General features: G+C 57.7%; 33 protein-coding genes. 11 read left to right on the top strand and 22 right to left on the bottom strand.

Going from position 1 to position 26,762, the window contains the following annotated elements; translation table 11 throughout:
* Positions 1 to 4 precede the first annotated feature (4 nt).
* Positions 5 to 871 (bottom strand): polyprenyl synthetase family protein, encoded by an 867-nt coding sequence (locus AZE99_RS02430; RefSeq protein WP_231862748.1) that lies wholly within the window; start codon positions 869 to 871, stop codon positions 5 to 7.
* Positions 872 to 911: 40 nt separating this feature from the next.
* Positions 912 to 1,160, bottom strand: a complete 249-nt coding sequence (locus AZE99_RS02425; protein WP_067197793.1) for an exodeoxyribonuclease VII small subunit — start codon at positions 1,158 to 1,160, stop codon at positions 912 to 914.
* Between the two features lie 101 nt (positions 1,161 to 1,261).
* On the opposite strand from AZE99_RS02425, the gene AZE99_RS02420 reads away from it, so the two are divergent.
* Together AZE99_RS02420 and AZE99_RS02415 are read left to right on the top strand one after the other, a co-directional pair.
* The gene (locus AZE99_RS02420; RefSeq protein WP_067197792.1) at positions 1,262 to 1,921 is read left to right on the top strand and encodes a hypothetical protein; all 660 of its coding nucleotides are present in this window, start codon (positions 1,262 to 1,264) and stop codon (positions 1,919 to 1,921) included.
* Positions 1,922 to 1,958: 37 nt separating this feature from the next.
* Complete coding sequence (locus AZE99_RS02415; RefSeq protein ID WP_067197789.1) at positions 1,959 to 2,366, top strand: DUF2177 family protein; 408 nt, start codon at positions 1,959 to 1,961, stop codon at positions 2,364 to 2,366.
* 13 nt (positions 2,367 to 2,379) lie between these two features.
* On the opposite strand, the gene AZE99_RS15885 is transcribed toward AZE99_RS02415, so the two are convergent.
* Entirely contained in the window at positions 2,380 to 2,559 is a 180-nt protein-coding gene (locus AZE99_RS15885; protein ID WP_082788201.1) for a DUF1289 domain-containing protein, read from the bottom strand.
* Positions 2,556 to 3,155, bottom strand: coding sequence for a 2-hydroxychromene-2-carboxylate isomerase (locus AZE99_RS02410; protein WP_067197787.1), 600 nt, complete (start codon positions 3,153 to 3,155; stop codon positions 2,556 to 2,558). The genes AZE99_RS15885 and AZE99_RS02410 overlap by 4 nt, the downstream gene beginning before the upstream one ends.
* A gap of 90 nt (positions 3,156 to 3,245) precedes the next feature.
* On the opposite strand from AZE99_RS02410, the gene purL reads away from it, so the two are divergent.
* The 3 genes from purL to AZE99_RS02395 all read left to right on the top strand — a co-directional run bounded on the left by purL (position 3,246) and on the right by AZE99_RS02395 (position 6,657).
* Positions 3,246 to 5,453, top strand: a complete 2,208-nt coding sequence (gene purL, locus AZE99_RS02405; protein ID WP_082788200.1) for a phosphoribosylformylglycinamidine synthase subunit PurL — start codon at positions 3,246 to 3,248, stop codon at positions 5,451 to 5,453.
* A gap of 173 nt (positions 5,454 to 5,626) precedes the next feature.
* Positions 5,627 to 5,983: an endonuclease domain-containing protein gene (locus AZE99_RS02400; RefSeq protein ID WP_067197784.1), complete on the top strand. Its 357-nt coding sequence runs from the start codon at positions 5,627 to 5,629 to the stop codon at positions 5,981 to 5,983.
* Between the two features lie 263 nt (positions 5,984 to 6,246).
* Positions 6,247 to 6,657, top strand: a complete 411-nt coding sequence (locus tag AZE99_RS02395) for a DUF3052 family protein (RefSeq protein ID WP_067203197.1) — start codon at positions 6,247 to 6,249, stop codon at positions 6,655 to 6,657.
* Between the two features lie 132 nt (positions 6,658 to 6,789).
* Here the strand turns inward: AZE99_RS02395 and AZE99_RS02390 are convergent, their stop codons facing one another.
* On the bottom strand, positions 6,790 to 7,593 hold the full coding sequence (locus tag AZE99_RS02390) for a Coq4 family protein (RefSeq protein WP_067197781.1): 804 nt from the start codon (positions 7,591 to 7,593) through the stop codon (positions 6,790 to 6,792).
* A 148-nt stretch (positions 7,594 to 7,741) separates the two neighbouring features.
* Here AZE99_RS02390 and AZE99_RS02385 point away from each other — a divergent pair, with 148 nt between their 5' ends.
* Together AZE99_RS02385 and AZE99_RS02380 are read left to right on the top strand one after the other, a co-directional pair.
* Positions 7,742 to 8,416, top strand: coding sequence for a nitroreductase family protein (locus AZE99_RS02385; RefSeq protein WP_067203195.1), 675 nt, complete (start codon positions 7,742 to 7,744; stop codon positions 8,414 to 8,416).
* Between the two features lie 29 nt (positions 8,417 to 8,445).
* Positions 8,446 to 9,681, top strand: coding sequence for a DUF418 domain-containing protein (locus tag AZE99_RS02380; RefSeq protein ID WP_067197779.1), 1,236 nt, complete (start codon positions 8,446 to 8,448; stop codon positions 9,679 to 9,681).
* Here the strand turns inward: AZE99_RS02380 and AZE99_RS02375 are convergent.
* Complete coding sequence (locus AZE99_RS02375; RefSeq protein ID WP_156472066.1) at positions 9,676 to 10,575, bottom strand: hypothetical protein; 900 nt, start codon at positions 10,573 to 10,575, stop codon at positions 9,676 to 9,678. The two genes, AZE99_RS02380 and AZE99_RS02375, sit on opposite strands and share 6 nt — an antisense overlap.
* A gap of 130 nt (positions 10,576 to 10,705) precedes the next feature.
* Here AZE99_RS02375 and AZE99_RS15880 point away from each other — a divergent pair, with 130 nt between their 5' ends.
* Together AZE99_RS15880 and bfr are read left to right on the top strand one after the other, a co-directional pair.
* A complete protein-coding gene (locus AZE99_RS15880; RefSeq protein WP_082788199.1) occupies positions 10,706 to 10,876 on the top strand; it encodes a (2Fe-2S)-binding protein in 171 nt (56 codons plus the stop codon).
* Between the two features lie 122 nt (positions 10,877 to 10,998).
* Positions 10,999 to 11,475 (top strand): bacterioferritin, encoded by a 477-nt coding sequence (gene bfr, locus AZE99_RS02365; protein WP_067197774.1) that lies wholly within the window; start codon positions 10,999 to 11,001, stop codon positions 11,473 to 11,475.
* Positions 11,476 to 11,491: 16 nt separating this feature from the next.
* Here bfr and AZE99_RS02360 read toward each other — a convergent pair whose 3' ends face one another.
* The 5 genes from AZE99_RS02360 to panB form a co-directional block, all read right to left on the bottom strand.
* Positions 11,492 to 11,905 (bottom strand): Hpt domain-containing protein, encoded by a 414-nt coding sequence (locus AZE99_RS02360; RefSeq protein WP_067197772.1) that lies wholly within the window; start codon positions 11,903 to 11,905, stop codon positions 11,492 to 11,494.
* A 134-nt stretch (positions 11,906 to 12,039) separates the two neighbouring features.
* On the bottom strand, positions 12,040 to 13,431 hold the full coding sequence (der, locus tag AZE99_RS02355; protein WP_067197770.1) for a ribosome biogenesis GTPase Der: 1,392 nt from the start codon (positions 13,429 to 13,431) through the stop codon (positions 12,040 to 12,042).
* Between the two features lie 31 nt (positions 13,432 to 13,462).
* Positions 13,463 to 14,797 carry an outer membrane protein assembly factor BamB family protein gene (locus AZE99_RS02350; protein ID WP_067197769.1) on the bottom strand — a complete coding sequence of 445 codons (1,335 nt, stop codon included), beginning with the start codon at positions 14,795 to 14,797 and terminating at the stop codon, positions 13,463 to 13,465.
* On the bottom strand, positions 14,794 to 15,564 hold the full coding sequence (locus AZE99_RS02345) for a tetratricopeptide repeat protein (protein ID WP_067203193.1): 771 nt from the start codon (positions 15,562 to 15,564) through the stop codon (positions 14,794 to 14,796). The genes AZE99_RS02350 and AZE99_RS02345 overlap by 4 nt, the downstream gene beginning before the upstream one ends.
* Before the next feature lie 156 nt (positions 15,565 to 15,720).
* Positions 15,721 to 16,593 carry a 3-methyl-2-oxobutanoate hydroxymethyltransferase gene (panB, locus tag AZE99_RS02340; protein ID WP_067197767.1) on the bottom strand — a complete coding sequence of 291 codons (873 nt, stop codon included), beginning with the start codon at positions 16,591 to 16,593 and terminating at the stop codon, positions 15,721 to 15,723.
* A gap of 140 nt (positions 16,594 to 16,733) precedes the next feature.
* Here panB and AZE99_RS02335 point away from each other — a divergent pair, with 140 nt between their 5' ends.
* Positions 16,734 to 17,966: a TCR/Tet family MFS transporter gene (locus tag AZE99_RS02335; protein ID WP_067197765.1), complete on the top strand. Its 1,233-nt coding sequence runs from the start codon at positions 16,734 to 16,736 to the stop codon at positions 17,964 to 17,966.
* Here the strand turns inward: AZE99_RS02335 and AZE99_RS02330 are convergent.
* From AZE99_RS02330 to AZE99_RS02295, 8 genes are all read right to left on the bottom strand, one after another.
* Positions 17,942 to 18,943 carry a glycerophosphodiester phosphodiesterase gene (locus AZE99_RS02330; protein WP_082788198.1) on the bottom strand — a complete coding sequence of 334 codons (1,002 nt, stop codon included), beginning with the start codon at positions 18,941 to 18,943 and terminating at the stop codon, positions 17,942 to 17,944. The two genes, AZE99_RS02335 and AZE99_RS02330, sit on opposite strands and share 25 nt — an antisense overlap.
* An 89-nt stretch (positions 18,944 to 19,032) precedes the next feature.
* A complete protein-coding gene (locus AZE99_RS02325; protein ID WP_067197763.1) occupies positions 19,033 to 19,314 on the bottom strand; it encodes a DUF427 domain-containing protein in 282 nt (93 codons plus the stop codon).
* Positions 19,315 to 19,508: 194 nt separating this feature from the next.
* Positions 19,509 to 19,877 (bottom strand): ArsC family reductase, encoded by a 369-nt coding sequence (locus tag AZE99_RS02320; RefSeq protein ID WP_067197762.1) that lies wholly within the window; start codon positions 19,875 to 19,877, stop codon positions 19,509 to 19,511.
* A complete protein-coding gene (locus AZE99_RS02315) occupies positions 19,870 to 20,538 on the bottom strand; it encodes an endonuclease III domain-containing protein (protein WP_067197761.1) in 669 nt (222 codons plus the stop codon). Before AZE99_RS02315 ends, AZE99_RS02320 begins: the two co-directional genes overlap by 8 nt.
* Positions 20,535 to 21,236, bottom strand: coding sequence for an endonuclease III domain-containing protein (locus AZE99_RS02310; protein ID WP_067197760.1), 702 nt, complete (start codon positions 21,234 to 21,236; stop codon positions 20,535 to 20,537). Before AZE99_RS02310 ends, AZE99_RS02315 begins: the two co-directional genes overlap by 4 nt.
* A gap of 90 nt (positions 21,237 to 21,326) precedes the next feature.
* Positions 21,327 to 21,758 carry a GNAT family acetyltransferase gene (locus AZE99_RS02305; RefSeq protein ID WP_067197758.1) on the bottom strand — a complete coding sequence of 144 codons (432 nt, stop codon included), beginning with the start codon at positions 21,756 to 21,758 and terminating at the stop codon, positions 21,327 to 21,329.
* A complete protein-coding gene (locus tag AZE99_RS02300) occupies positions 21,745 to 22,146 on the bottom strand; it encodes a GFA family protein (RefSeq protein WP_067197756.1) in 402 nt (133 codons plus the stop codon). Before AZE99_RS02300 ends, AZE99_RS02305 begins: the two co-directional genes overlap by 14 nt.
* A gap of 29 nt (positions 22,147 to 22,175) precedes the next feature.
* Positions 22,176 to 23,183 (bottom strand): zinc-dependent alcohol dehydrogenase family protein, encoded by a 1,008-nt coding sequence (locus tag AZE99_RS02295; RefSeq protein ID WP_067197754.1) that lies wholly within the window; start codon positions 23,181 to 23,183, stop codon positions 22,176 to 22,178.
* Between the two features lie 143 nt (positions 23,184 to 23,326).
* Here AZE99_RS02295 and AZE99_RS16045 point away from each other — a divergent pair, with 143 nt between their 5' ends.
* Entirely contained in the window at positions 23,327 to 23,488 is a 162-nt protein-coding gene (locus tag AZE99_RS16045) for a hypothetical protein (RefSeq protein WP_156472062.1), read from the top strand.
* A gap of 365 nt (positions 23,489 to 23,853) precedes the next feature.
* Here AZE99_RS16045 and AZE99_RS02290 read toward each other — a convergent pair whose 3' ends face one another.
* From AZE99_RS02290 to AZE99_RS02280, 3 genes are all read right to left on the bottom strand, one after another.
* Positions 23,854 to 24,141 (bottom strand): GIY-YIG nuclease family protein, encoded by a 288-nt coding sequence (locus AZE99_RS02290; protein ID WP_067197753.1) that lies wholly within the window; start codon positions 24,139 to 24,141, stop codon positions 23,854 to 23,856.
* A gap of 264 nt (positions 24,142 to 24,405) precedes the next feature.
* Entirely contained in the window at positions 24,406 to 25,977 is a 1,572-nt protein-coding gene (gene guaA, locus AZE99_RS02285) for a glutamine-hydrolyzing GMP synthase (RefSeq protein ID WP_067197751.1), read from the bottom strand.
* A gap of 75 nt (positions 25,978 to 26,052) precedes the next feature.
* Entirely contained in the window at positions 26,053 to 26,757 is a 705-nt protein-coding gene (locus tag AZE99_RS02280; RefSeq protein WP_067197749.1) for a ZIP family metal transporter, read from the bottom strand.
* Between the last annotated feature and the right edge of the window lie 5 nt (positions 26,758 to 26,762).

The raw sequence follows: 26,762 nt of genomic DNA, 5'->3' as shown, positions 1-26,762 counted from the left end.
CCGCCTAGCGGTCTCTTGTGATTGTATATTCGGCGATCGCACGAAGCAGATCCGCTTCTTCGCCATAGCCGTTCAGGTGCGATTTGGCCTGATCCACCAGCATCTGGGACTGTTCTTTTGCCCGATCCAGTCCCATCAGGCTCAAAAATGTCTCCTTGCCGGCCGCTGCATCCTTGTTGAGCGCCTTGCCAGCCTTTTCCTCGTCGCCCTCGACATCCAATATGTCGTCGGCAATCTGGAACGCGAGACCCAGATCATGCGCATAACCGCGCAGGCTGGTGCGCCCTTCAGCCGTCACCCGACCGAGGATCGCACCGATTTCAACGCAGGCGCCGATCAGCGCCCCGGTTTTCAATTGCTGCAATCTGGTGACGGTCGGCAGGTCGAAAGTGGATTTCTCTGCAACCAGATCCATCATCTGGCCACCTGCCATGCCAGCGGGTCCGGCAGCTTTGGCCAAACATGCTGTCATCTCGGCGCGGATGAAAGGATCATGATGGGTACGATCATCGGCCAGCAATCCAAAGGCCAGCGCATGCAGCGCATCGCCAGCGAGAACGGCCGTGGCTTCGCCAAAGACGATATGGGTGGTCGGCTTGCCCCGGCGCAGGTCATCATCATCCATGCAGGGCAGATCATCGTGGATCAGCGAATAGACATGCAGGGCCTCGACCGCCGTGGCTGCGCGGATAGCGCAGGACTCGTCGACGTTGAAGAGCCTGGCCGTCGCCATCACCAGCACCGGCCTTAACCGTTTTCCGCCGCCAATCGCAGCATGGCGCATCGCCTCATATAAATTGCGGCGAGCATCGTCCGGAACTTGCAATAATGCATTGAACTGTTGATCGACAGCAGTGGCAACCCGCCCCATTTCCCGCAAAAGATCAGAATTATTATTGGCCGCCACCGGCTCAGTCCGCGTCAAAAGGTGCAGTAGCTTGCGGCTTGCCATCGCGATCGAGTGTGATTTTCTCGATCTTGGCCTGCGCATCTTCCAGTCGTTTCTGGCACAGGCCACGCAGTTTCTCGCCTTCGCTGTAGAGCGCAATCGACTGGTCGAGCGGCACATCGCCGCTTTCAAGCTTGCGGACAATATCTTCGAGACGCTTCAGCGCGTCCTCGAAATTCAGGGCAGAAAAATCTTCTTTGGTTTCGCTCATGGCGAAATTCAATGACGGCGCTTTGAGCCGCGGTCAAGGGCTGGACTTCACTATCGTCGACTTCCGGTGTAGCTCTCAGAGGAAAAGCTGGGAGAAGAAACATGTTCATCGGTCATTTTGCGCCCGCGATGGTCGCGGCAACCCATCCCAGGGCACCGGGACTCGGCACGCTGTTTGTTGCAGGGCAGCTTCTGGATTTCGGCTTTTTCGGGCTCGCGCTGGCGGGTATCGAGAAATTTCGCATTACACCGGGGATTACCGAGATGGTGCCGCTGGACCTCTATGACATGCCCTATACCCACAGCCTGCTCGGAAGCGCGATCTGGGCTGCGGCCTTTGCCCTGCTGATCTGGCTGTTCACCCGCAACCGGACCGGCGCGCTGATTGGTGGCGGGGTGGTGCTCTCGCACTGGTTTCTCGACCTGCTGGTCCATGCGCCCGACCTGACATTGGCCGGTTCGCCGCCGAAAATGGGCTTTGCTTTGTGGAATCATCCGATGATCGAAATGCCGCTGGAACTGGCGATCACCTTTGGCGCGCTGGCCTTTTTTGTGTCTCGGACGCGTTCAATTGCACCAAGCTCAAAATTTGTCTTAGTGCTTTTGGCCATATTGCTGGCCGTTTTTCAGGCTGTTAACTGGTTTGCACCAGAACCCGAAGCCGCGACTACGGGCATGATGATCACCGCTCTGATCGCCTTTTCAGTCGCGTCCGTTGCCGCATTTCTGGTTGGCAAGACACGAATGCTGAAACAGGTCTGAACGGCAAGGCGCAACGTCAAGAAAGCAGAAACACAATATGACCCAATATATCGCCGCCTATTTCATCGCTGCCATCATCTTCGGCATTCTCGATTTTCTCTGGCTCAGCAATATGGCACAGACCTTGTACCGGCCGGTGATCGGCGAAATCATGGCGGACGAGTTCCGCAAGGCACCGGCGATGATATTCTACGCAATCTACCTGTTCGGCATCGTCTGGTTCGGCATCAAGCCGGCGCTGGCCAGCGGTCAGTGGAGCACCGCCCTGCTCAATGGCGCTCTGTTTGGCGGGATCGCCTATGCGACCTATGACCTGACCAGCCAGGCCGTGCTCAAGGTCTGGTCGACCAAAATCAGCCTTTACGACATCGCCTGGGGTGCCTTTGCCACCGGCGTGACCGCGGCGCTGACCGCTTATCTGGTGCTGAAATTCGTGAAGGCCTGACGCGACCGGACCGTCAGGGTTTTCCCTTCACGGCCAGCTGCTTCATTCGTTGCGGCAGCAAGGACAATATCTCCCGCTGCCGACTGGGCGAGGCAGATCCCCATTCGCCAATTTCCGACAGGCTGCGCCCACAGCCGACACAGAGCCGGCTCGAACGATCTATGGTGCAAATATCGGTGCAGGGCGATTTCAAGCGGAAAGCTGCTCGTCGATCTGGCCTAGGCGTTCCTTGCCGAAATACATCTCGCCATCGACGTACATGGTCGGGATACCAAAGGCCCCGCGTGCCACCGCAGCTTCGCTATTGTCGATCAACGTCTGCTTGACCATCGGATCCTGAGTCTGCGCCAGGAGCTCTGCCGCATCAAAGCCGCCATCCTGCAATATCTTGCCGAGCGCGTCGGCATCGGTGATGTCCAAACCGTCTTCCCAGATTGGCGGCAGGAGCAGTCCAATAAATTCCACGCGTTTTTCGGGTTCGAGCGCGACCAGCATCCGTTGCAGCGCGATGGTGTTGAACGGGAATTTGGGGTTCATCTTGAACTTGGAAAGGCCGTGTTTTTTGACAAAGCGACCCAGTTCCAGCATCGCATATTCATTCTTGCCCTTCACTTCCGCGTCACGAATGAATGGCGGCGCATTGCCGGTCAGCTTGTGCATGCCGCCAAGAAAGGCTGGCGTGATTGCGATGGTCGCGCCATGTTTTTCGGCCAGCGCCTTGAGCGGCTGCCAGATCAGATAGGCATTGGGGCTGACAAAATCGAAAATCAGCTCGATGGTCTTGGACATAGGTTGCTCCTTTTGCCGGAACCATAAAGCAGCGCCACGAAACATCAATTCCCTCTAGGCGAAATTGCCCCGCCCCGTTAAAGGGTCTTCATGACCACAGACACGATGATTGCAGAGCCCCGGATCTCCACCGAAACCGTGCGCGAGCATGGCCTCAACGCGGAGGAATATCAGCGCATATTGAACGCGCTCGGCCGCGAGCCGAATATCACAGAACTCGGCATCTTCTCGGTCATGTGGTCCGAACATTGTTCCTACAAGTCGTCGCGCCTGCATCTGAAGAAACTGCCGACCACCGGCCCGCAGGTGATTTGCGGTCCCGGCGAGAATGCCGGCGTCATCGACATTGGCGACGGTCAGGCGGCGATCTTCAAGATGGAGAGTCACAACCACCCGAGCTACATCGAACCCTATCAGGGCGCGGCAACCGGCGTCGGCGGCATCCTCCGCGACGTCTTCACCATGGGCGCGCGGCCAGTGGCCAATCTCAACGCGCTGCGCTTCGGACGGCCCGATCATCCGAAGATGAAGCATCTGGTGAAGGGCGTGGTCGCGGGCATCGGTGGCTACGGCAATTGCGTCGGCGTGCCGACCGTTGGCGGCGAGACCAATTTCGATCCGGCCTATGACGGCAATATCATTGTCAATGCAATGACCGTCGGCGTGGCGGACGCAGACAAGATTTTCTATTCGGCCGCCTCCGGCGTCGGCAACCCGATCGTCTATGTCGGCTCCAAGACCGGCCGCGACGGCATTCATGGCGCGACCATGGCGAGTGCCGATTTCGGCGACGATATCGAGGAAAAGCGCCCGACCGTGCAGGTTGGCGATCCCTTTGTCGAAAAACTGCTGATCGAAGCCTGCCTCGAACTGATGGCCAGCGACGCGATTGTGGCGATCCAGGATATGGGCGCCGCCGGACTGACCAGCTCCAGCGTCGAAATGGCGACCAATGGCGAAGTCGGTATCATTCTCGACATGGACAAGGTGCCCTGCCGCGAAACCGAAATGACCGCTTATGAAATGATGCTCAGCGAGTCGCAGGAACGCATGCTGATGGTGCTGAAACCCGGCCGCGAAGAAATGGCCGAGGCGATCTTCACCAAATGGGAACTGGATTTCGCGGTCATCGGCGAAGTCACCGACACCCGCCGCATGGTTCTGACCCACAAGGGCGAAACCGTCTGCGATATTCCGCTCGGCCCGCTCGCCGACGATGCGCCGCTTTATGACCGCCCGCATCTGACCCGCGAGGAATATGCCGCGCATATCAATGTCCAGCCACTGGGCGACATAGCCGAGAGCACGGATATCGGCGCGGATCTCTTGAAGATGATGGCCAGCCCCGCGCTTGCCTCGCGCCGCTGGATCTGGGAACAATATGACAGCCAAGTCGGCGCGGACACCGCGCAACGCTCCGGCGGCGACGCCGCAGTGGTCCGCGTCCATGGTACCAACAAGGGCCTCGCGATCACCACCGATTGCACCCCGCGCTACTGCAAGGCCGACCCCTATGAAGGCGGCAAGCAGGCGATTGCCGAAGCCTATCGTAATCTTTGCGCCGTCGGTGCCAAGCCGCTGGCGACCACCGACTGCATGAATTTCGGCAATCCCGAAAAGCCGCATATCATGGCGCAATTTGTCGGCTGTATCGAAGGCATGGGCGAAGCCTGCAAGGCGCTCGACATGCCGATCGTCTCGGGCAATGTCAGCCTCTACAATGAAACCTCCGGTGCCGACGGCGTCAGCCATGCGATCCTGCCGACTCCGGCGATTGGTGCAGTCGGCCTGATCGACGATCTCGACACGATGATGACCATAGGGTTCAAGAATGAAGGCGACCATATCGCCACCATCGGATTTCACTATGAAGAGCTCGGCCAGTCTGTCTGGCTGCGCGAAATTCACGGGCTTGAAGTCGGTCCGCCACCCAAGGTCGACCTCAAGGACGAACTTTGGGCTGGCGAGATCATCCGCGAACTGATTGCCGAAGGCAAGGTCACCGCCGTTCACGATATCAGCGACGGCGGCCTTGCTGTCACCCTCGCCGAAATGGCCCTGGCCGGCAATCTCGGCGCCGAAATCGACAAGATGACCAGCGCCTTTGCCTTCAGCGAAGCGCAGGGCCGCTATGTCATCACCTATCGCAACGAAGATGATCTGGATCGCGAGAAAGTGCCGTTTGAAAAAATCGGTCAGGTGAAGGGCGACAAGCTGGTGCTGAACGGCAAGCCCGTTGCGGTGAGCGATCTGCGGGAAGCGCATGAAAGCTTCTTCCGCGACTGGATGGAAGACTAGGCCCCTCCACCACGCTCCGCGCGGTCCCCCTCCCCGTGCCTGGGGCACAGGGAGGAAAAGTTCAGTTTGACAGTTCTGGCCTGAGCGTCCCCAAATAGCGCCATTCGTGATACATCTTTCCTCCCTGTTGCAAAGCAATGGGGAGGTGGCCTGCGCAGCAGGTCGGAGGGGTTATGGCACGAACAACCAGAGCAACTATCCTGAAGGCGAGGCAATTGCGCAAGACCATGAGCAAACCCGAGGTCATGCTTTGGCAAATCTTGCGGCAGAGGCCCACCGGCATCAAATTCCGTCGTCAGCACCCTATCGGCTGCTATATACTGGATTTCTACTGTCCATCGGCAAAACTGGGCATCGAAGTCGACGGTATGACCCACGATATGGGATGTCGCCCCGAGCGCGACGAGCGGCGCGACTGGGCCCTGTCTCAAAAGGGTGTCGAAACCATCAGGATATCAGCGCAGGAAGTCCTGGATGATCCGGCAGATGTCGCCGATCGCATATTGCGATATATTCAGAGCTTGCGCTAAGCCCCTCCGTCAGCCTTTCAGGCTGACACCTCCCCATTGCTGCGCAACAGGGAGGAAAATGGTGCGGGAATATCATCCTCCCTGTGCCGCAGGCATGGGGAGGTGGCATCTGCCGAAGCCTTGGCGAAGGCAGATGACGGAGGGGCGATGGCTCGCGCTGTTCCTCACTCTTGCCCTTCAGAAGGCGATGATTGTCTCACCCAGACCTTGTAACCAATCATCCCGGCGCGCGTTATTGATGAAAACGCGAAAGGATGAGCATCATGACCTCAGGATATTCCGGGACCCCGCTGGCAAAAAAACTTTCCCTCAAGGACGGCATGCGCGTCTGGTTTCTGGATATGCCGGACAGCGCTCAGACCCAGATAGACGAAAGCGGCGTCACTCTGTCTGAAGAAAAAGTCCCGACCCCCGGCTTGCACGCAGCCCATATTTTCGTGACGAATCGGGAAGAAATGAAACGGCATCTCGCCACCCTGCGCGAGATGATCGATCCCGCGGGACAGGTCTGGGTGAGCTGGCCAAAAAAGGTCTCGAAAGTGGAAACCGACATCACCGAAGACACGATCCGCGAAGTCGCGCTGCCGATTGGCTTTGTCGATATCAAGGTCTGTGCCGTGGACGAGATCTGGTCGGGACTGAAGCTGGTGATCCGCAAGCAATTGCGCTGCTAAATCCTCCCTGAAGCGGAGCTTCGGGGAGGGGGACCATCCGGAGGATGGTGGAGGGTTACTGGCGCGCCTTGCCCCTTCCGAGCCGCTTCGCGGCCCACCTCCCCATAGCTGCGGTACAGGGAGAAAATCTATTCAGGCCGTCTGCACCAGCATATCATAGGGGTCGACATTTCCGGCCCGGAATTTCGCATGCGCTTCATGATAGAAATGCGGTGGCTTGATGTGCAGGCGCTCGCGCAATTCGTCCAGCGGCTGGGCGAGCAGATCGGTGATCGATTCCTCATTGATCTTGGGACAAGCCTTGCCCATTTTCTGGCCTTCGCGGATCGCGCTGAATATCGGTGCGTCGCTCTTGACCTGTTTCTTCATGTTCAGACCGGCCGCATAAGCGATAAAGACATTACCCAATGACGGGTTCTGACCATAGGTAAAGGCCAGCACGCAGGCTTCGCCCAGCGCATCACGGCCATAGCCGGTCAGCACGTGGAGCAGATCATGGGTGTCGCGCTGACGGAAACCATACCATTCGACCAGATCGCCATATTTGCGCGGGCTGAACTCATCATATTCGGCGATCAGTCCTGCAGCGCTCAGGCCTTCCTTTTCCATGAAGTCGCAATAGGCATGGGCCAGACTGCCCGCCGGCATTTGCCGCAGACGATCATGATCGTCGAGCAAGGCCGCGAGTTCCGGCTCGCTTTCCAGCAACGCCTTGCCCTTGTCGCTTTCGACAAACGCCTTGGCATCTTGGCGGAATCCGGGGCGCGGCAGGGATTCAAAGATATGAAACACCTGCGAGGTGTCTTCCTTGTCCTTGATCAGTTCGCGAAAATGATGAAGCGCTTTCAGGGGACGAAAGCGGGCTGCCGGACGATCGGGATGAACAAACGGCATTTCCGAATCACTTGGCGCGGAGAAGTCATGGCTAATTTTCATGGGCTATATCTGACAACTATTAACATCTATGTCAATAGAGGATAGAAGCTTTCCTGCGATGGTTGGCTGCGCTATCCGGATTGCCCTGCCATCTCAGCCTGTAAAAATGCTTTGCAAGGCTGCAACCTTTGACGCGGGAGACCAGAATTTGAAACCGCACGACACCCTGCCCTATACTACACTGCCCGACTATTCCGATGCAGAGCGCATCGCCCGGTCAGAGGCTTTTTATCGGGCGCTGAAAACCCGCCGGACCTGCCGCTATTTTACCGATGAGGCAATTCCCCGTGCGGTGATCGAAAATGCGATCCTGGCCGCCGGCACCGCCCCCAATGGCGCCAATCACCAACCCTGGCATTTCGCCGTGATCGAAACAGCGGAGAAGAAGAAAGCCCTGCGCGCAGCCGCCGAGGAAGAGGAGCGCGCCTTTTACGATAACAAGGGCAGCGACGAATGGCTGGAGGCGCTGGCACCGCTCGGTACCGATGCCGACAAACCGTTTCTCGAAACCGCGCCCTATCTGATCGTCATTTTCGGTCAGCGCAAGGGCGGCATGAACCCCGGCGAGATGAAGCAGAATTACTATGTCAACGAGAGCGTCGGCATCGCCACCGGCATGCTGATCACCGCCCTTCACGACGCCGGGCTCGCTACCCTCACTCACACGCCCAATCCGATGAAGTTCCTGAACCAAGTCTGCGATCGTCCGGCCAACGAAAAACCGATGATGGTATTGGTCGTCGGCAAACCGGCCCCCAACGCCACAATTCCGGTCCACGCAACGATCAAGAAACCGCTGGACGCCATTTCCTCTTGGCTGTAGTGCCTTACTAATACAGTGGGAGTAATAGAATGAGCGCGTCACAACGCTATCTGGAAATGGACGCGCTGCGCGGCTTCGCCGTGATGGGCATTTTGGCGATCAATATTGCCGCTTTTGCCCAGCCGGAAATGGCCTTTGTCAATCCGCTGGTCTCGAGCCATGTGTCTGATCTCGATATCGGCAGCTGGGCTGCGAATTTCATCCTGTTTGACGGCAAGATGCGCGGGCTGTTCTCGCTGCTGTTCGGTGCCAGCACCGCGCTGGTAATCGAACGCGCCATCGCCAGCGGCCAATCGGCTGCAAAAGTTCATTTCTCACGGATGTTCTGGCTTGCCTTGTTCGGTCTCTCCCATTTTTTCTTTCTCTGGATGGGCGACATATTGTTTCTCTACGCAGGCTCCGGCTGCATATTGTTTCTGTTTCGCAACTGGAGCGGAGAACGGCTGATCAAATGGGGTGTCATCGTTTATGCAATTGGCGCGATCTTGCTGATCACAAGCCTCGCATCAATGCTGCTTCTCCTGCAGCAGGCAGGCCAAGCCAATCCGCCGCAAGACGTGCTGGACGAGATTGCCAAAATATATGCAGAAATGGGTACATTGCCGGCCGATGTCGCAGCGGAAACAGCACGGCTCCAGGGCGGCTTCTCAGAGATCCTGAACTACAAGCTAGTCGAGCAATGGACTACGCCATTGCAGAATCTCATGCTTGGCCCAATCGAGACGATTCCGCTGATGATGATCGGTATGGGGCTATACAAAAACGGCTTCATTCTCGGACAGGCAGACCGCGAAACCTACTGGAAAATCGGATGGCAGATGATGGCGATTGCCATTCCTTGTTTCACCATCCTCGCCGGGATCGCCTACCTACAGGATTTCAACACGATCTGGATGATGAACATCACGCAGGCATGGTCAACCTTGCCTCGCCTGCTGATGATCATCGGCTATGTCGCGCTGCTGATCCTGATCATCCAGCGCTTCCAAAACAGTCCGATGTTGCAGCGCGTCGCGGCGGCAGGCCGTGCCGCCTTTTCCAATTATCTGGGCACCAGCATCGTCATGACATTCATCTTCTATGGCTGGGGTCTGGGATATTTCGAACGGTTTGGCCGGTTCGAATTGCAACTGTTCGTACTCGGCGCGTGGGCCCTTATGCTGTTCTGGGCCAAACCATGGCTGACGCGCTTTCGCTATGGGCCGCTCGAGTGGCTGTGGAGAAGCCTGGCAAAGGGTCAGCCGCAACCGATGCGCCTGTCATGAGGAATCGCTGGCCGCTTCTGCCGGACTCGATGGTTCATCATCGGTGAGCACGCTGATGTAATTGGCGTTTAACTGCTCGTACAGATCGAACCGCGAGACAATCTGCAATTGATCCTTCTCATCGTTCATCTGCCCTAGCGGTCGTCCGTCGGGCGTATATATCAAGCTCAGCAAATGGCCGTCCTTCTCGCGCTGGATTATCGAACAGAGTACCGGCGAGCTGAGACCGCCAACCATATTGTACATGACGATCGCCTCCGCCTCTGCTTCCAGAGAGGCATCGCTGTCCGGATCAAACGGGGTAGCGGAATATCGATATACGGTCACATAATCCGATGCCCTTTCAACAGCAGATTTCATGCAACGGGCATTGCCCGTCTGTATTTCATCATCCGCCTGGAAAACAACATGGTTCGGACTGATGGCAACAAAAATGCCGCCCTTAGCTTCGGACGGGCTCACAGCTTTCGGTCCCGCTAGAATCAACTCCCAACCGGCAAGAATATCGGCAGGGATTTTGCCGTAAAACTCTAGCGAGGGCACCTCTCCAAGGGTCAACAGAGCGTTATTGGCGATGCCCCCAGGCAAGGACTCGATATGTCCGCGCAGGTCCACACCCTTGGTTTTCCAGTCTGCTTCCGCTTCACCCGTCGGAACCAATCCAGCGCGAAATTCGGTTTCAACAGGCTCTCGAAACTCTTGCAGTTCCTCCGCTATTTCCGATTGCACAAACTGCCAAAATTCCACGATCGGCGAAAGTTTCGGAGCAGTCGCCTTTCCCGTCTCTTCACTTTCAACCATTGGCTGCGTGGCTTCAGGCACATTCGCAGCAGTGGCCGGCATCGACGCCAGGATCAGCGCCACTGGGACAAGGGAACCAAATATTCTACGCATCACCAACCTCGTGCTCAAACCATGAGCCGGTGTAACTAATATTTTAAAGATGGGGACAGTCTGTATATTGTTATTTTGCTATTGCGATCTATTCTCATTAGCGATATACGAGTCGCAGAGAGGAACCGAAATGGTTGTTTGCGTTTGCAATGCGATTAAGGAAAAAGACCTGAGAGCCGCCGTGCGCAGCGGTGCGGATCGCCCGTCTCAGGTCTATGCCCAGCTCGGCCGCAAGCCGAAATGCGGACAATGCCTTGCTTTTGCCCAGACGATAATCAAATCCCAACTTGCGACCGCTTAGCATTCTCGTTAGCAAATCATTGAAATAATTGCGTTTTCTATAAACGACGCCCTTTCGCTTCACGCGACGTTGCTGTATAGACTTTCCCAACAGATTTACTGAACGTCGGGAAGGACGCTGCCATGAAGGGCGATACAAAAGTCATCGAGTTTCTCAATGAAGCTCTGAAAAACGAACTCACCGCAATCAACCAATATTGGCTGCACTATCGCATGCTCGACAATTGGGGCGTGACCAAATTGGCCGAATTCGAACGGCACGAATCGATTGATGAGATGAAGCACGCCGACAAATTGGCCGAGCGGATTTTTTTCCTCGACGGATTACCCAATTTCCAGTTGCTGGGCCGGTTGAAAATCGGCGAAACGGTCGAGGAAATCCTCAAGGCCGATCTGGAACTGGAATATGAGGCGCTACCGATGCTCAAGGATGCCATCGAACATTGCGAGAGCGTGCGCGACTATGTCAGCCGCGATCTGTTCGCCGAAATCCTGGAAAGCGAAGAAGATCATGTCGATTCCCTCGAACAGCAATTTGACATGATCGAACGGATGGGGATCGAGAATTACATCCAGTTGCAGTCAAAATCGGTCGAATAGGCCGGTAACAGCGGAATCAGCCGAACCGGCGACCAAAGCCTAAGGGCTGACGTTGCTGGACCAAGGGGCTGGCGTCCTGCTCCAATATTGCCAGAGTTTCCCGGAACATCGGCCGCAGAGCCACCACCATTTCGAGTATTTCCTCCGGTGTCTCGTGATGTTCGAGGCAGGCGCGGGCGGTCATTTCGATCGTTTCAGCAGTAAGGCTTAGCTGCAAAGCGCCGAGTTGCAGCGCCTCTCCCTTGAGCCTGTGCGCGGCGAGAACCATCGCTGCCGGATCGCTCGCGCGCATGGCTTCTTCAATTTCCTTAACCGATCGGGTGCCATCTTCGCGGAAATAGCCGAGTATGCGCACATAATTCGGGCCAAGCGCGGATCGCGTTTCGGCCCAAACCGTCCAATCAATCAATTCGCTATCCAATGTCGCCATCGAACGCTCCCGGAAAATAATAACGAAAATCCGCTATTCTTGCAGAGCCTAGGGTAAAATCCGTAAAAACTTAGTTACCATGCGTGACATCAATAGCCGCTATCCGCGGCAGGCGTCACCAAGCGACGGAAACATCACTCTTTTTCGTGATAAGGGTTTTTGGGAGCCCGGATGATAAGACGCACCGGCACACCGCCAAAGCCAAGTTCCCGGCGGATACCGTTGATCAGATAGCGGCGATAGCTTTCCGGCAGATCATCGACTCGAGTCCCGAAAATGACGAAAGAGGGCGGTCGCGTCTTGGCCTGCGTGATATAGCGCAACTTGATCCGCTTGCCGCCTGGCGCTGGGGGAGGATTTTCGGTAATCGCATCTTCGAACCAGCGGTTGAGCTTGCCGGTAGAAACCCGCTGCGACCATATCCGGCGAACCTCGAACGCGGCTTTCATCATCTGATCAATGCCCTTGCCGGTAAAAGCCGACACGGCGATCAGAGGTACGTCACGCACCTGCGCCAGTCCGTCATTCAGCGCCGCACGGATGCCGTTGAACAATTTGCTTGGGCCTTCTGCAACATCCCATTTGTTGATCGCGATGACCAGGCAACGGCCTTCCTGAATGACATGGTCGGCGATGCGCAGATCCTGCGCCTCAAGACCCTTGGTCGCATCGAGCAACAGCACCACCACTTCGGCAAAATCGACCGCGTGCCGGGCGTCGGCAACGGCCAGCTTTTCCAGCTTGTCATTGACCTTGGCCCGCTTGCGCATCCCGGCAGTGTCGATCAGACGAACCTGGCGATCAGGCTCTATACCGTCGAGCTTCTCGTCCTCGGTCAGCGCATCATCATGCCAGACCCAGTCCACCGTGATACTGTCGCGCGTGATACCCGCTTCCGGACCGGTAATCAGCCGGTCTTCATCCAGCATCTTGTTGATCAGGGTCGACTTGCCCGCATTGGGGCGGCCAACGATAGCCAACTTGAGCGGCGCGGATTCGTCGGTAGGGTCTTCGGATGCGGCAGCCTTGAAATTCTCGACATAAGGCTGGATCGCCTGAAACAGGTCAGCCATGCCGTCGCCATGTTCCGCGCTGAATGGAATGGGATCACCAAAACCAAGCGCATAGCTTTCCAATATTCCGGATTCCGCCGCTTTGCCCTCGGCCTTGTTGACCAGCAGGACAACCGGCGTTTTCGAGCTTCTCAGCCAACGGGCAATTTCTTCATCAAGCGGAGTGAGGCCAGCACGGCCATCGATCACGAATATCGCCAGTTCCGCGCCGCTGACAGCCAGTTCGGTCTGCTTGCGCATCCGTCCCGGCAGACTCTTGGCATCCTCGTTTTCATAGCCCGCGGTGTCGACGACGTTGAACTCGAGCCCAAGCAGATTGGCCGCCCCTTCGCGCCGGTCACGCGTGACCCCGGGCGTGTCGTCGACGAGCGCCAGCTTCTTGCCAACCAGACGGTTGAACAGCGTTGATTTGCCGACATTCGGTCGACCGATGATTGCGATATTGGGCAGCATAAAGCCGGTCCCTGTCCTTTGCTTCTGAGTCTCAGCGGAACGCGGAAATCCGGCCACTGTCGTCGAGAATATATAACATGCCGCCTGCAACTATCGGCGGCAGCGAAACGCCATCGTCCAGTTCGAACAGCGTCTGGCTCGATCCCTCACCGGGAGAAATCGAAACGACATCGCCTTCGGTGCTGGCCACAATCAGACGATTGCCAGCCAATATCGGCCCCGTCCAGTTGATCGGATTCTTCTTCTTCTCTTCATTCTTGAAGGAAGCAAGCTGGCTGATCCAGCGAACCTTGCCATTCGGCCGGGCGATACACAGCAGCTTCGCATCATCGGTCAGCACGAACACCCATTCGCCCGCCACAACCGGCGTCGTGATCCCGGCAATATTCAATTCCCAGATCCGCTGGCCGGTAACCAGTTCATAGGCTGCCATACGGCCGCCTTGGCCCAGCGCGAAGACGCGGCCGCGATCGATCACCGGGTCCGCATCGATATCGGAAAGCGTCGCCACCGAGGTCGAAATGCTCGTTCGTGCAAGCGCATCATTCCACAAATTGCGGCCATTTTCATAGCGATAGGCTGTCAATTCGCCCGAGGAATAGCCGGCCACAATCGTGCCTTGCCCGGCCGCAGGAGCGGCTACGCCGAAAATACCCGCCAGACCAACTGTGCCCGCTTCGTTCCACTGCACCGATCCATCGAGCATGTTGAGCGCGTAGATTTGATTGTCCTGCGTCATCACATAGACATTGCCGTTGGAAATCGTTGGCGAGCCGCGCAGGGGACCCGCCGGACGAACTTTCCAGATCTGGCTACCGTCCGCCACGTTGAGCGCGACGACATCGCCGACGCCATTGGTCGCATAGACGATTTTATCAAACACGCTGGCTCCGCCGCCAAAACGCGACGATTCGCCATCGCCCTCGACTTCGATCTGGGTCGACCAGATTTTTGCGCCGGTCGCTGCGTCAAAGGCATGGACCATTGCTTGCGTGTCTGTGACAAAGAGCCGTCCACCGGATACCACAGGAGCTGCTGCCAGCCGTTCACGCTTGTTGGTACCGCTGATATTTGCAGTCCAGACTCTTGCAAGATTGCCTTCAAGGGCAACGTTGCCGATTGATTTGCTCGCGTTGCCGCCAGATTGCGCCCATTCGCTATTGGCAACCGGTGCGGGCAGAATCACAGCAATCGAGGCAAGGGCCGGATCAACTTCCGCACCGCTTTCCCCGCTCAAAATCGGAGTACGCTTGCCGAGCGTCGGTGTGTTCTTCTTGTCTTCGCCATCGCCGCCACCCAAAATGCCGCAGCCAGACAACAAGGAAAGGGCCAGCACGCTGGCGATCAGTTTCTTACCGGAAATCATTCCTTGGATTCTCCCTCAGCCACATCCGTATCAAGCGGTGTTACTTTTTTATCATCACTGTCCAAAACGACAGCGTCAATGCCTTCGACACCCGCCATCTGCAAGGCACGCGACCGGATTGTGGCCGGGACACTTTCATCTTTCGCAAGCTGGGCAAAAAGCGGGCCAGCCAGATTGGACTTTTTCAAATTCAGATAAGAAATTGCGACCATTTCACCAGCGCTGCCGAACCAGGGGTTGCCCGGTACTGCGAGCGGCTTCAGCCGGTCGATCACTTGCTGGGGCTTGAGCGCATCAAATTCCGCGGCGGTCTGGCGGATCAGCGCCAGATCGCGAAAAGGCTTTGGCAGACTGTCGTCGGCAGCAACCTTGCCATAACCTTCGATCGCTTTTTTCGGATCATTTTTCTCAAGCGCGATATTGGCCTGCAGCAATTGTGCTGCGGCGCGATACCCGTCCTGCTTCGCTTCCATCAGGGGCTCGAGCGCTGTCGCTGCACCATCAAGATTATTCTGGCGGATGCTGTCGATAGCAGCGACATATTCCTCGCTGCGGAGGCCCGAATCTTCATTCTGGCTGTTTTGATAAAATATCCAACCAGCCAGCGAGCCCAGACCAATGACAACCGCCGCAAAAATCCATAGCCCGTAACGGGCAGCGAAATTTTTCAGCTGATCTTCACGCACGGCTTCGTCAACTTCGCGCAGGAACACCTGTTCCGAACGATCCGTCTGCTCTTCTGGTGCTTTATCTTTGTCTTTGGCCAATGTGGCTTCCTCAAATCTGTTTCGCGTGCCGCATCCGCCGGTCAGACGAAGGCGCATTGCAATCGGCTGTCCTTTAGCGTCCACAATAGCAAATGTAAAAGTCTATTGACCATTTCCACAGGCTGAACGGCCGATCGGCCAAATGTGGAAATCTCGCTATTTTTTCGGCTGATAGAGCTGGTCCGGTCCCGGAAAGCTGCGCTCTCTGACCTCTCCGGCATATTGCTGCGCGGCCTGATCGATCTGCTCGGCAATATTGTGATAGCGTTTTACGAAGCGAGCGGTGCGGTCAAACATGCCAAGCATATCCTCGGTGACCAGCACCTGACCGTCGCATTGCGCCGATGCGCCAATGCCGATGGTGATGGCATCCACCGCCTTGGTCGCTTCGATCGCAATTGGTTCGAGCACACCTTCCAGCACAATCGCAAAGGCGCCAGCCTTGTCCAGAGCAACCGCATCGCCGACAATCTTCTTTGCTTCCGCGTCACTGCGACCGCGCGCGGCATAGCCTCCCAGCACGTTGATAGCTTGCGGGGTCAGGCCGACATGGCCGACTACAGGAATGCCCCGCTGGACCAGAAAAGCGACGGTCTCCGCCATCACTTCACCGCCCTCGAGCTTGACTGCAGCCGCTCCGGTTTCCTTCAGGATATGGGCGGCGCTTTCATAAGCTTTTTCCGGCGACGCTTCATAGGATCCGAACGGCATGTCGACGACGACAACGCTGTGATAGCTGCCCCGGACCACCGCTGCACCATGGTTGCACATCATGTCGAGTGTGACCGGAATCGTCGAATCGAGACCGTAGATCACCTGCGCCAGCGAATCGCCGACCAGCAGCATATCGCAATGCGCGTCGAGCAATTGCGCCGTCCGCGCAGTATAGGCGGTCAGCATGACCACCGGCTCCGCCGTCACACCGTCGACCTTGCGGGTCTGGATTTTCGGAACAGACAGGCGCCGCATCGGCTGTGGCCGGGGATTGGCGCGACTGGTGGAGGTATCGAGTTTGAAGGTTGTGGACATGAAAGATGTTTAGCCCCACTTGGCGGATAAGACCAGTATCCTGTTGCCGCGATTGTCCATTGCCTTGCAAATAACATTGCGGCACACTTCTTCCGTCTCGCGACTCACCAAAATCTGATCTCCATCTATTGGAAATATTCATGCCTGTGGCCCGCAAGCCAGAGTCCATTTTGCTGTTTGTCGCCTTCATCGTGTTTATCGACATGATGGGCATCGGTCTGATCCTGCCCGTCATGCCTGCCCTCATCGAGGGAATCACCGGCACGACAATCGATCGCGCCGCCGAAATCGGCGGCTGGCTGTTATTCGCCTATGCGATGATGCAATTCCTGTTCGCCCCGGTCATTGGCGGCCTGAGCGACCGGTTCGGGCGCCGGCCGGTGTTGCTGGTCACGCTGTTTCTGCTCGGACTCGACTATGCAATCATGGCCTGGGCGCCGACATTGGTCTGGCTGTTCATCGGCCGGATATTGTCGGGGATCATGGGTGCGAGCTGGGCTGCGGCCAATAGCTGCGTTGCCGATGTGACATCACCGGCCGAGCGCGGCAAATATTTCGGTATATTGGGCGGCGCCGGCGCGATGGGCTTTGTCCTCGGCCCCGGCATCGGCGGCGTGCTCGGCGAATATGGCGAACGGCTGCCGTTTATCGCCGCCTCGATTCTTGCGCTGGTCGGGACGGCCGTCGGCTTCGTGATCTTGCAGGAAACGCTGCCGAAGCAGAAGCGCCGGCCCTTTTCAATCACCCGGGCAAATCCGATGGGCAGCATCTTCCAGATGAGCAAAACGCCGCTCGTCCTCGGCTTTCTGTCGACCATATTCGTGCTCCAGCTGGCGGCACAGGCGCAGATTGCGATTTGGGCCTATTGGCTGATCGAACGGTTCGACTGGACCATCTTGAAAATCGGGCTGAGCGTCGCCCTGTTCGGCATATTGCTGGCGCTGGTCCAGGGCATATTGACCGGGCCATTGATCAGGAAGCTGGGCGAAAGGCGCGCTGGCCAGTTCGGCTTGCTGTTCGGAATACCCGCCTATCTGATCTTCGCATTCGCGCCGAATGACTGGTTCGTGTTTCTGGGGATCATCGTCGGTGCCGCCAGCGGCTTCGCCTTTCCGGCAATGCAACAGATGATGAGCAGCCGGATCAGCGAGGATGCCCAGGGTGAATTGCAGGGGTCGATTGCCAGCACGATCAGCCTGACCTCGATCATCGGGCCGGTGGTGATGACCGGCGTATTCGGGGCTTATGCCGATAAAGAAGGCCTCTATTTCCCCGGCGCGCCCTTCATTCTGGGTGCCGCCTTGATGGTCGTCTCAATATTGATTTACGCCGTCACCACCCGCCGCCACTATTTAGCTGCGGATACCGCCTGAGCCGGATTATCGCTGAACAAACCATCGACGCCCGCAGCGATGAACGCCCGGATTTCACCTTGCAGATCGCCCGGGTCGCGCGGATCGATGCCGCTCTTGAAATCGGTCGGCTGGAAATAATTCTCGCGGCGGAATGTCCATGGGTGGACGACCAGACCCACCTGATGCGCCGCCGCAACCAGTCCGGTAGGAGCGCTCAGCTGACCGATGGCATTGCGGCTGATCACCAGATCTTTTGACGGCCCCAACCCATCGGCATAGCCGGCAATTTCCTTCAAGCCCCCAGCTGTAACCATCATGGCGTAGGTCAGCGCCTGCTGATCCACTGGCCCACCTTCGCTGGCAACCAGCTGCACCAGCCGAACGTCCGTTTCCTTGTTCAGCGCCTTCAGATTGCCAACCTCGAACGACTGGATGAAGACCGGATCATCCTTGCCGCTGTAGCCATATTGGTTCAGCAGCCCGAGCAAAGGCTCGTCATGGCCCAGCCCCAGGCCCTTGAAATAGCTCGGATGCTTGGTCTCCGGATAGACGCCGACCCGTTTGCCACTTTCAGCAGCATGCGCTTCGAGCAATTGCAGGACCTCTTCAAAAGTCGGGACTTCGAATTGACCATCATAGCGGCTGTTTGCTTCGCGCAGTTCGGGCAGGCGCTCCTTTGCCCTGAGTGTCTTTATCTCAGCGAGCGTAAAATCTTCGGTGAACCAGCCCTCCTGGCGGGTGCCGTCGATCATCTTGATCGTCTTGCGACCGGCAAATTCCGGCTTGTCGGCGACATCGGTGGTTTCGCTGATCTCATTTTCGTGCCGCACCACCAAAATGCCGTCCTTGGTCAGCACCAGATCGGGTTCGATGAAATCCGCGCCCTGCTCGATCGCCAGTTGATAGGCAGCCAGCGTATGTTCCGGCCGCTCACCACTGGCGCCGCGATGAGCGATGATGATCGGCGGACCTCCGCTCAGTGTAGCCACGCGCATCTCCGAATTTCCGCCCCGTGCCGCCTGTACGCTGCAACCAGCCAATATCATTATGAATAGCGAATGTAGGGCCATCCGGACGCTCATGATCAGCTGACCTCGACGCCGTTCCAGAACGCGATCCGTCCTGCGATTTCAGCAGCCGCCGTTTTTGGCGACGGATAATACCAGGCGGCGTCTTCGTTGATCTCACCCTCGACGATCAGCGAATGATAGGATGCATCGCCCTTCCAGGGACAATGGCTGGTGGTATCGCTGTGCATCAGATATTTCGACCAGACCGCTTCGCGCGGGAAATAATGATTGCCTTCCACGACCACCGTATCATCGCTTTCCGCGATTACCGCGCCGTTCCATTTCGCCTGAACCATGATCTTATCACCTCATATTTCAATCGAGCGATTCTAGCAGGAATCCCTGACAAAATCCCTACATTACAACCGCCCGTAACCGGATTTGATATGACGAGATAGAATATGCGGGTTCGAGAAGCGATACGGCCATTGGGGTGGCTGAAGAGGCGGATATGCGGGACAATCACCGCCAGTCCACCCACCCGATATTATCAGCTATTGCGCGCAGTCAGCCCCACGGCTTCATATTCCGATGCCTTGAATCCGACGACCAGTTCGTCGCCATGTTCCAGTACCGGCCGTTTGATCATGCTGGGGTTTTCTGCCATCACCATAACCGCTGTATCATCGCCGATATTTTCCTTCACCATGTCGGGCAGCTTGCGAAAAGTGGTGCCGCGCTTGTTGACCAGCGCTTCCCAGCCAACCATCATTACCCACATTTCAAGCTTTTCCCTGGTGATTCCGGACTTCTTATAGTCGTGAAAGACATAGTTGATGCCGTTACGCTCCATCCAGTTGCGCGCCTTCTTGACGGTGTCGCAATTGGAGATGCCGTACATTTTGGTTTCGTTACTCATGCGTCTGGTCCTGTTTCTGCTGCGCTTCGAGCCAGAGACAGATGTCATTTACCGGACATCGGTCACATTTCGGGTTCCGGGAAGTGCAGATTCGCTTCCCGAACTGAATTAGCCAGAAATGACCGTCGCGCAAGGCCCAATCGGGGCTGCGCGCTTCCAGCTGCTGGGCAGTCTTGTCGGCGGTCTTCGCATCGGTCAGGCCAATGCGGTTGCAAACACGGTGTACATGCGTGTCCACGGCGATCACATCGGCACCAAAGGTAAAGCTCATAACGATATCCGCGCATTTGCGGCCGATGCCCGGCATCGACAATAGACCTTCCCGGCTGTTCGGGACGACACCGCCATGTTCGGCCAGCAAATGCTCGCAGAAATTCCGGATATTGCGGGTTTTCATATTATAAAGCCCGCACGGTTTGATCGCTGCGGCAATATCGCGATCGTCCAGCTCCAGCATGTCTTCCGGGGTTTGCGCGAGTTCGAACAAAGCGCGCGCGGCCTCGGCGGTATTGCGGTCCAGCGACTGGGCCGAGAGCATACAAGATATGCAGGACCGGAAGGCGTCGGGCTGGCCTTTGGGTCCCTTGGCGTCTTTCGTGCGGCCCGGCATGGCCTCCGACAGGCGCCGATATACGGTTTCGACCTGATGATCACTTATCATGAGGCCGACCCCGTCTCGCAATCGACCCGCACCGGACAGGATGAGCAATTTGGCCGTTTCGGCCGACAAAAAGTCTGGGCGAGGCGTTTTCCCAACATATGGTGCTCATCCAGATCTTCCGCCGTCCATTCTGGCGGTATCACCGGCATCAGTTCATCATAGGCCCGCCTCGCATCAGCCTTCGGCCGGACCAGCCCCATGCGCTGCACCACCCGGCGATGGCCGGAATCCAGCACCAGCGCCTTGCGATTGAAATGGCTGGTGTTCATGATCCCGGCGCTGATCTTTCGCGCAATCCCCGGCAATGTTTCCAGCCAGTCCATGGCATCCGCCGTGTCCATGGATTCAAGATGATCCAGACTGGCCTTGCCACACTGGGCGATAATTGCATTCAGGCAGGCCTTTAGCCGCTCTGCCGCCATCGCCGGAAATGTGGCGGTTTGCAGCTGGTCCCTCAATTCCTCAATCGGTGCCTCTGCGACGCGCTCCCACGACCCGTAGGCAGCGATCAATCGATCGGTATTGTCATTGGATACGGCGGTTTTTGCGCGCGCCCCGATAACACCTTGCACCAGAGTCCACATGGGATCACGACGCGTATCATCAGCCTCAACCACCCGGCCAAATTGCTCGACCAGCTTATTCTGCATCCGGCGCAATATGGCCGTGCGATGATCGGGACCTGAGTCTGGTGGCATCACTGAAATATGGCCGAGCCGCTTGCCGGGAGCAAGGCTCCGATCCCGGCTGTCCGGTGACGGTTGATGGTCCCCGCCCGCTCTGATCGATCAGTCCAGCCTGCGACCAATGGTCACCACCGGCTGCACATCATATCCGAGCGCCTTGTAGAAACCGATAGCGGTGTCGTTATCATCCCGCACCATCAGCTGGATTTTCGGTGCCTTGCGTTCGCGCAACCATTGCTCGGCGGCTTCCATCATCGTCCTGCCAAGGCCCCGTTTCCGGGAAGCCGGAGCGACCGCAAGATAATAGACCCAGCCGCGATGGCCATCAAATCCCGTCATGACGCTGGCAACCAGCTCACCTTCTATATGGGCAAGCAATATCGCCGATGTCTCGTTCGCCATGGCCAGACGATAATCCGCCGCCGGATCATTCCACGGACGCGTGAGTTCACAGGCTTCCCAGAGCGCGATAACGCCATCCCTATCGGACTCTTTGGCGGTAGAAATCTGCATCGCGGTGCTAAGCCCTAGCATAGCCTTCCGCCAATTGGCGGATGTCATGGTCCGGATCATACCATGGCGCGCCATCCGAACGCCAGATATGGGCGTCGGGCCTTTGGCTTATCTCCGTATCGACACAGCCCATTCTGAGCATCACCATATTCGCTTCCCGCCGTTCCGCAATCAGCTGCGATCCACAGCGTGTGCAGAAATAGCGGATCTTCCCCGGCGACGATTCGAAACTGTTCAGAAGCTCCTCTCCGCTGGTCCACCTGAAAGCGTCATGCGCGATCGGCATGACGCTGGAAAAGGCGGCGCTATGGGCTTTTCGGCAGGTCTGACAATGACAATGGATGATCGGGCCATTGTCGCAATCCGCTTCATATGTGACCGATCCGCAAAGACAGCTTCCCTTGATCATTCATGTTTCCTTTCGCACGCCAGGCTGCTTCAGATATCGACGACAATCTTGCCGAAATGCTTGCCCGATTCCTGGTGGCGGAAGGCATCGGCCAGATCCGCGAGCGGGAAATGCTTGTCGAGCACAGGCTTGAGACCATTGGCCTCGATCGCCGCGATCATGTCGAGCTGCTGGGCCCGGCTGCCCACGGTCAGCCCCTGCACGCGCAGGTTCTTCGCCATCAGCAGCCCGGTCTGCACGGGTCCGGCAAAGCCGGTGAGCACGCCGATCAGGGCAATATGGCCGCCGATCCGCGTTGCCATCATCGACTGGTCGAGCGTGCCCGGTCCGCCGATTTCCACAACGCAATCAACGCCCTTGCCGCCGGTCAGTTCAAGCACCTTCGGCCCCCAGGCTTCGACTTCCTTGTAATTGATCAGATGGTCAGCGCCGAGTTCCTTCAGCCGCTTCAGCTTGTCGTTGGACGAAGACGTCGCGATCACCGTCGCGCCAGCCGCCTTGGCAAATTGCAGCGCGAAGATCGAGACGCCGCCAGTACCCTGCACCAGCACCGTGTCGCCCGGCTTCACGCAGCCATCGACAAACAGCGCGCGCCAGGCGGTAAGCCCGGCACAAGTCAGGGTCGCAGCCTCGGCAGCGCTGAAGCCCTTTGGTGCCTTGGTCCAGGACGTGGCCGCGCCAACCGCCTGCTCGACCGCATAGCCGTCAATCCCGTCGCCGGGTACCCGCACAAAGCCGCCTTCGGGCGGCGCCCCATCGATCCATTCCGGGAAAAAAGTCGAAACCACCATATCGCCCACTGCAAATTCGCTGACGCCCTCGCCCACCGCGGTGACCTCGCCCGCCCCATCGGACATCGGAATGCGGTTTTCGGCGGTCGGGATCATCCCCTTGACCACCGCATAATCATGAAAATTGAGGCTGGAAGCGCGCAGCCGCACCGCGATCTCGCCGGGTCCGGGCGCCGCCGGATCGGTCAGATCGACCAGCTTCAGATTGTCGAGCGATGCGGGAGCGTGCAGTTGGATGGCTTTCATGACGGGTCTCTCCTGAATTTAATTGTTTGATTAAACTGGGCTTAGTATGAGCGCAGCAGATGGTCAACATATGCCCGTGTCATAAACCCGGAGACCTTGCTGCCTATCTTGCAAATTGGTAATCTTGACACCATTTTGATACCATGAAAAAGATGGTCACGGTTGAAGATGAACGCGTGAAATCCATCAACCGAGAGGCCGAGCTGACGACTCGATCGCTAGGCGCCGGAGAACAGGAAACCTCTATCGACCATCTGTTTGACGCCGCCCGATCCGGCACGGCTGAACAGCGCAAGCGCTTTTGAGGGCGCAAGGCAGAGGAGCTCGGCGTGGGACTGCACAACGAAAAGATTGTGTGGGAAAGCGGTCTTGACGATTGATTGCGACGGGTGGCGGTCGACCGGCTTTATCCGTTACAGCTGAGCCAAAAAAAGCAAAATCGCAAAAAGACCCGTTCGTCCTGAGCCTGTCGAAGGACCGAGGCATTCACCATTGTCGCCTGACACTTGATTCAGAGGCCTGGCCCGATCTCACAGAGTTAGCATAGCGCGCACCCGCCCTTCGACAGGCTCAGGACGAACGGTAGAGGGGTGATCGGCCCCAAGAGCAAAGGCGTAACGGTGCAATATTCCGTTCGTGCTGAGCTTGTCGAAGTACGAATTCACACAATCTACCCGCCCGCCCGACACCGGGCCAATACCGACATCAAATCCCAGTCCCCGACAATCAACGCCCGCTTTTTCGCGCGCGACCAGCCCTTGATCTGGCGCTCCGCCGCAATGGCTTCTTCGCGAGTTCCGAATGTTTCGCACCAGACCAGTTCCACCGGCCGCCGGCTGTGGGTATAGCCGCCAATGACTCCGGACTGATGGGCGGCGATGCGGGCCTCAAGATTATCGCTGTGCCCGACATAATAATGCCCGTCCGCGCATTTCAGCATATAAGTCCAGAATGCCATGGCCCCACGATAGCACGCACCCGTCCTTCGACAAGCTCAGGACGAACGGAAGAGGGTGATTGGCCTAAAGTGTTAAAAAACCAGCGCCGAAAAACCCCGTTCGTCCTGAGCTTGTCGAAGGACCGAGGTAGTCACAAAGTCGGTGACCGGCTCAGCAGCTCCTCACGTCGCCGAATAATTCGGACTATCGCTCTCCACCATGCGGCATCTTGCGATGCCGAGCGACGCGGGCAAATGCGCCCCGCGCATTTGCTGTTAACCGCGTCACTCCCACTCAATAGTCCCAGGCGGCTTGCTGGTATAATCATAGACCACCCGGTTGATCCCCTTGACCTCGTTGACGATCCGCGTCGATACGCGAGTCAGGAAGCTGGCGTCGAAGGGGTAGACGTCGGCGGTCATGCCGTCGGTGCTGGTGACGGCGCGCAGGCCGCAAACGTTATCGTAGGTGCGCTGGTCGCCCATCACGCCGACGGTTTTGACCGGGAGCAATACGGCGAAGGCCTGCCAGATCGCGTCGTACAGGCCGGCATTGCGGATTTCCTCGAGATAGATCGCGTCAGCCTTGCGCAGGATATCGCAGCGTTCCTTGGTCACTTCGCCGGGAATGCGGATCGCCAGCCCCGGGCCGGGGAACGGGTGGCGTCCGACAAACTGGTCGTTCAGGCCCAGTTCGCGCCCGAGATCGCGGACTTCGTCCTTGAACAATTCGCGCAACGGCTCGACCAGCTTCATGTTCATGCGTTCCGGAAGTCCGCCGACATTATGGTGCGACTTGATCGTCACGCTCGGCCCGCCGGTGAACGAGACGCTCTCGATCACATCGGGATAGAGCGTTCCCTGTGCCAGAAAATCGGCACCACCAACCCGCGCCGATTCCTCGTCAAACACTTCGATAAATTCGCCGCCAATGAATTTGCGTTTCTTCTCCGGGTCGGTGACACCGGCAAGGCCGGCCATGAAACGGTCCTCGGCATCAACCACCACCAGCGGTATATTATAATGGTCGCGGAACAGGGTCTCGACCTGCTCGCGCTCGTTCATCCGCAGCAGGCCATGGTCGACAAAGACGCAGGTCAGCTGGTCGCCAATTGCTTCGTGGATCAGGATCGCCGCGACCGAACTGTCGACGCCACCGGACAAGCCGCAAATGACTTTCTTGTCGCCGACCTGCTCCCGGATTTCGGCGATCTTGGCGTCTTTATATTCCGCCATCGTCCAGTCGCCGGCACAGCCGCAGACATGGCGGACGAAATTGGCGATCATCTTGCCGCCGTCTGGCGTGTGCACGACCTCGGGGTGGAATTGCGTGCCATAATAGCGCCGCTCGTCGTCAGCGATCAGCGCGAAGGGCGCGCCTTCGGTGGTCGCGACGATCCGGAAGCCCGGCGCGAATTCGGTGACCTTGTCGCCGTGGCTCATCCACACCTGATGTTTCTCGCCAACCTGCCACAGGCCGTCGAACAACACGCATTCTTCGCTGATTTCGATAAAGGCGCGGCCAAATTCTCCACCAAAGTCGCCGCCCGAACCCGATTCCACCGTGCCGCCCAGCTGGTGCGTCATCACCTGCTGGCCATAGCAGATGCCGAGGATCGGCAGGCCGCTTTCGAAAATCACATCCGGCGCGCGCGGGCTGCCTTCGTCGGGCACCCCAGCGGGCGATCCAGACAGGATGATCCCCTTGGGTTTCAGCCGGTGGAAGGCCTCTTCCGCCATATGGAACGGAGCAATCTCCGAATAGACTCCCGCCTCGCGCACCCGGCGGGCGATAAGCTGCGTGACCTGAGAGCCGAAATCGACGATCAGGATGGTTTCTTCATGAGCTATGGACATGGCTTAGGCGCTTAGTGGGCCGCCCCATTCGAGTCCAGTGCCTTTGTCGCCTGTCGGCGCAAAATCCGGCCCATCTCAGGCCGTGGCAAGCTCGCCCAGAAAGACCGCCAGGATCACCCCGATCGCGGTCGCGACACCGGCCATATGATGATCCTCCTTATAGGCCTTGGGGAAAACCTCGGTCGCTAGCGAGGCGACCACCGCGCCGGCGGCGAAACAGCGGGTCGCCGCCAGCACGTGCGGAGAAACACCTTCCAGAGCAAAATATCCGATGATCGCTGCGGCGGACAATAACAATGCAGTCAATGCCCAAAGCCCCAGCGTCTTGCCCTTGGACAGCCCGTTACCGACCATCTGCTTGGCCCCGCCAGCCGCTTCCGGCAGGTTGGAGAGCAGGATCGATCCAGCCAGCGCCGCTACTTCGATCGGCGCCGCGCCGATCAGCGCCACCCCGAGCGCCAGATTTTCCGGCACGCCGTCCAGCGTGATCGCAGCCAGCAAACCGCCACCGCCATCCGCTCCCCATTTTTCGTCGATCCAGTAATCGACCCCGGAGAATACCGCCGCCCCGGCGGCGACCGCGCCCAGCCCGACCCACAGATTGCTTTGCGCAATGGCAGGTTCGATCATCTCGCTGACCAGCGAGACGATCAGCGCACCGCCAGCCAGCGCAATGACGAAACCTTCGGTCTGGCTCGATAATTTGCCGTAAATCCCCCAGAGAGCGCCCGCTATAAGCGCCGCCGAAACCACCGCCACGACAAGAAAGGTTATCAACATGGATT

It is taken from the genome of Sphingorhabdus sp. M41 (assembly GCF_001586275.1).
Classification (GTDB): Bacteria; Pseudomonadota; Alphaproteobacteria; order Sphingomonadales; family Sphingomonadaceae; genus Parasphingorhabdus.
This window is presented reverse-complemented; position numbering and strand designations above follow the sequence as displayed.

Coding starts and splice junctions, on each gene's coding strand:
- AZE99_RS02300 (WP_067197756.1), bottom strand. CDS start 22,146: ATGATCAAGGGAAGCTGTCTTTGCGGATCGGTCACATATGAAGCGGAT.
- AZE99_RS02375 (WP_156472066.1), bottom strand. CDS start 10,575: ATGCGTAGAATATTTGGTTCCCTTGTCCCAGTGGCGCTGATCCTGGCG.
- bfr (WP_067197774.1), top strand. CDS start 10,999: ATGAAGGGCGATACAAAAGTCATCGAGTTTCTCAATGAAGCTCTGAAA.
- AZE99_RS02280 (WP_067197749.1), bottom strand. CDS start 26,757: ATGTTGATAACCTTTCTTGTCGTGGCGGTGGTTTCGGCGGCGCTTATA.
- AZE99_RS02315 (WP_067197761.1), bottom strand. CDS start 20,538: ATGATAAGTGATCATCAGGTCGAAACCGTATATCGGCGCCTGTCGGAG.
- AZE99_RS02415 (WP_067197789.1), top strand. CDS start 1,959: ATGACCCAATATATCGCCGCCTATTTCATCGCTGCCATCATCTTCGGC.
- AZE99_RS02310 (WP_067197760.1), bottom strand. CDS start 21,236: ATGCCACCAGACTCAGGTCCCGATCATCGCACGGCCATATTGCGCCGG.
- AZE99_RS16045 (WP_156472062.1), top strand. CDS start 23,327: ATGAAAAAGATGGTCACGGTTGAAGATGAACGCGTGAAATCCATCAAC.
- AZE99_RS02290 (WP_067197753.1), bottom strand. CDS start 24,141: ATGGCATTCTGGACTTATATGCTGAAATGCGCGGACGGGCATTATTAT.
- guaA (WP_067197751.1), bottom strand. CDS start 25,977: ATGTCCATAGCTCATGAAGAAACCATCCTGATCGTCGATTTCGGCTCT.
- AZE99_RS02400 (WP_067197784.1), top strand. CDS start 5,627: ATGGCACGAACAACCAGAGCAACTATCCTGAAGGCGAGGCAATTGCGC.
- AZE99_RS02305 (WP_067197758.1), bottom strand. CDS start 21,758: ATGCTAGGGCTTAGCACCGCGATGCAGATTTCTACCGCCAAAGAGTCC.
- AZE99_RS02335 (WP_067197765.1), top strand. CDS start 16,734: ATGCCTGTGGCCCGCAAGCCAGAGTCCATTTTGCTGTTTGTCGCCTTC.
- AZE99_RS02360 (WP_067197772.1), bottom strand. CDS start 11,905: ATGGCGACATTGGATAGCGAATTGATTGATTGGACGGTTTGGGCCGAA.
- purL (WP_082788200.1), top strand. CDS start 3,246: ATGACCACAGACACGATGATTGCAGAGCCCCGGATCTCCACCGAAACC.
- der (WP_067197770.1), bottom strand. CDS start 13,431: ATGCTGCCCAATATCGCAATCATCGGTCGACCGAATGTCGGCAAATCA.
- AZE99_RS15880 (WP_082788199.1), top strand. CDS start 10,706: ATGGTTGTTTGCGTTTGCAATGCGATTAAGGAAAAAGACCTGAGAGCC.
- AZE99_RS02395 (WP_067203197.1), top strand. CDS start 6,247: ATGACCTCAGGATATTCCGGGACCCCGCTGGCAAAAAAACTTTCCCTC.
- AZE99_RS02350 (WP_067197769.1), bottom strand. CDS start 14,797: ATGATTTCCGGTAAGAAACTGATCGCCAGCGTGCTGGCCCTTTCCTTG.
- AZE99_RS02380 (WP_067197779.1), top strand. CDS start 8,446: ATGAGCGCGTCACAACGCTATCTGGAAATGGACGCGCTGCGCGGCTTC.
- AZE99_RS02410 (WP_067197787.1), bottom strand. CDS start 3,155: ATGTCCAAGACCATCGAGCTGATTTTCGATTTTGTCAGCCCCAATGCC.
- AZE99_RS02325 (WP_067197763.1), bottom strand. CDS start 19,314: ATGGTTCAGGCGAAATGGAACGGCGCGGTAATCGCGGAAAGCGATGAT.
- AZE99_RS02320 (WP_067197762.1), bottom strand. CDS start 19,877: ATGAGTAACGAAACCAAAATGTACGGCATCTCCAATTGCGACACCGTC.
- AZE99_RS02390 (WP_067197781.1), bottom strand. CDS start 7,593: ATGAAAATTAGCCATGACTTCTCCGCGCCAAGTGATTCGGAAATGCCG.
- AZE99_RS02430 (WP_231862748.1), bottom strand. CDS start 871: ATGGGGCGGGTTGCCACTGCTGTCGATCAACAGTTCAATGCATTATTG.
- AZE99_RS02425 (WP_067197793.1), bottom strand. CDS start 1,160: ATGAGCGAAACCAAAGAAGATTTTTCTGCCCTGAATTTCGAGGACGCG.
- AZE99_RS02295 (WP_067197754.1), bottom strand. CDS start 23,183: ATGAAAGCCATCCAACTGCACGCTCCCGCATCGCTCGACAATCTGAAG.
- AZE99_RS02420 (WP_067197792.1), top strand. CDS start 1,262: ATGTTCATCGGTCATTTTGCGCCCGCGATGGTCGCGGCAACCCATCCC.
- AZE99_RS02330 (WP_082788198.1), bottom strand. CDS start 18,943: ATGCGCGTGGCTACACTGAGCGGAGGTCCGCCGATCATCATCGCTCAT.
- panB (WP_067197767.1), bottom strand. CDS start 16,593: ATGTCCACAACCTTCAAACTCGATACCTCCACCAGTCGCGCCAATCCC.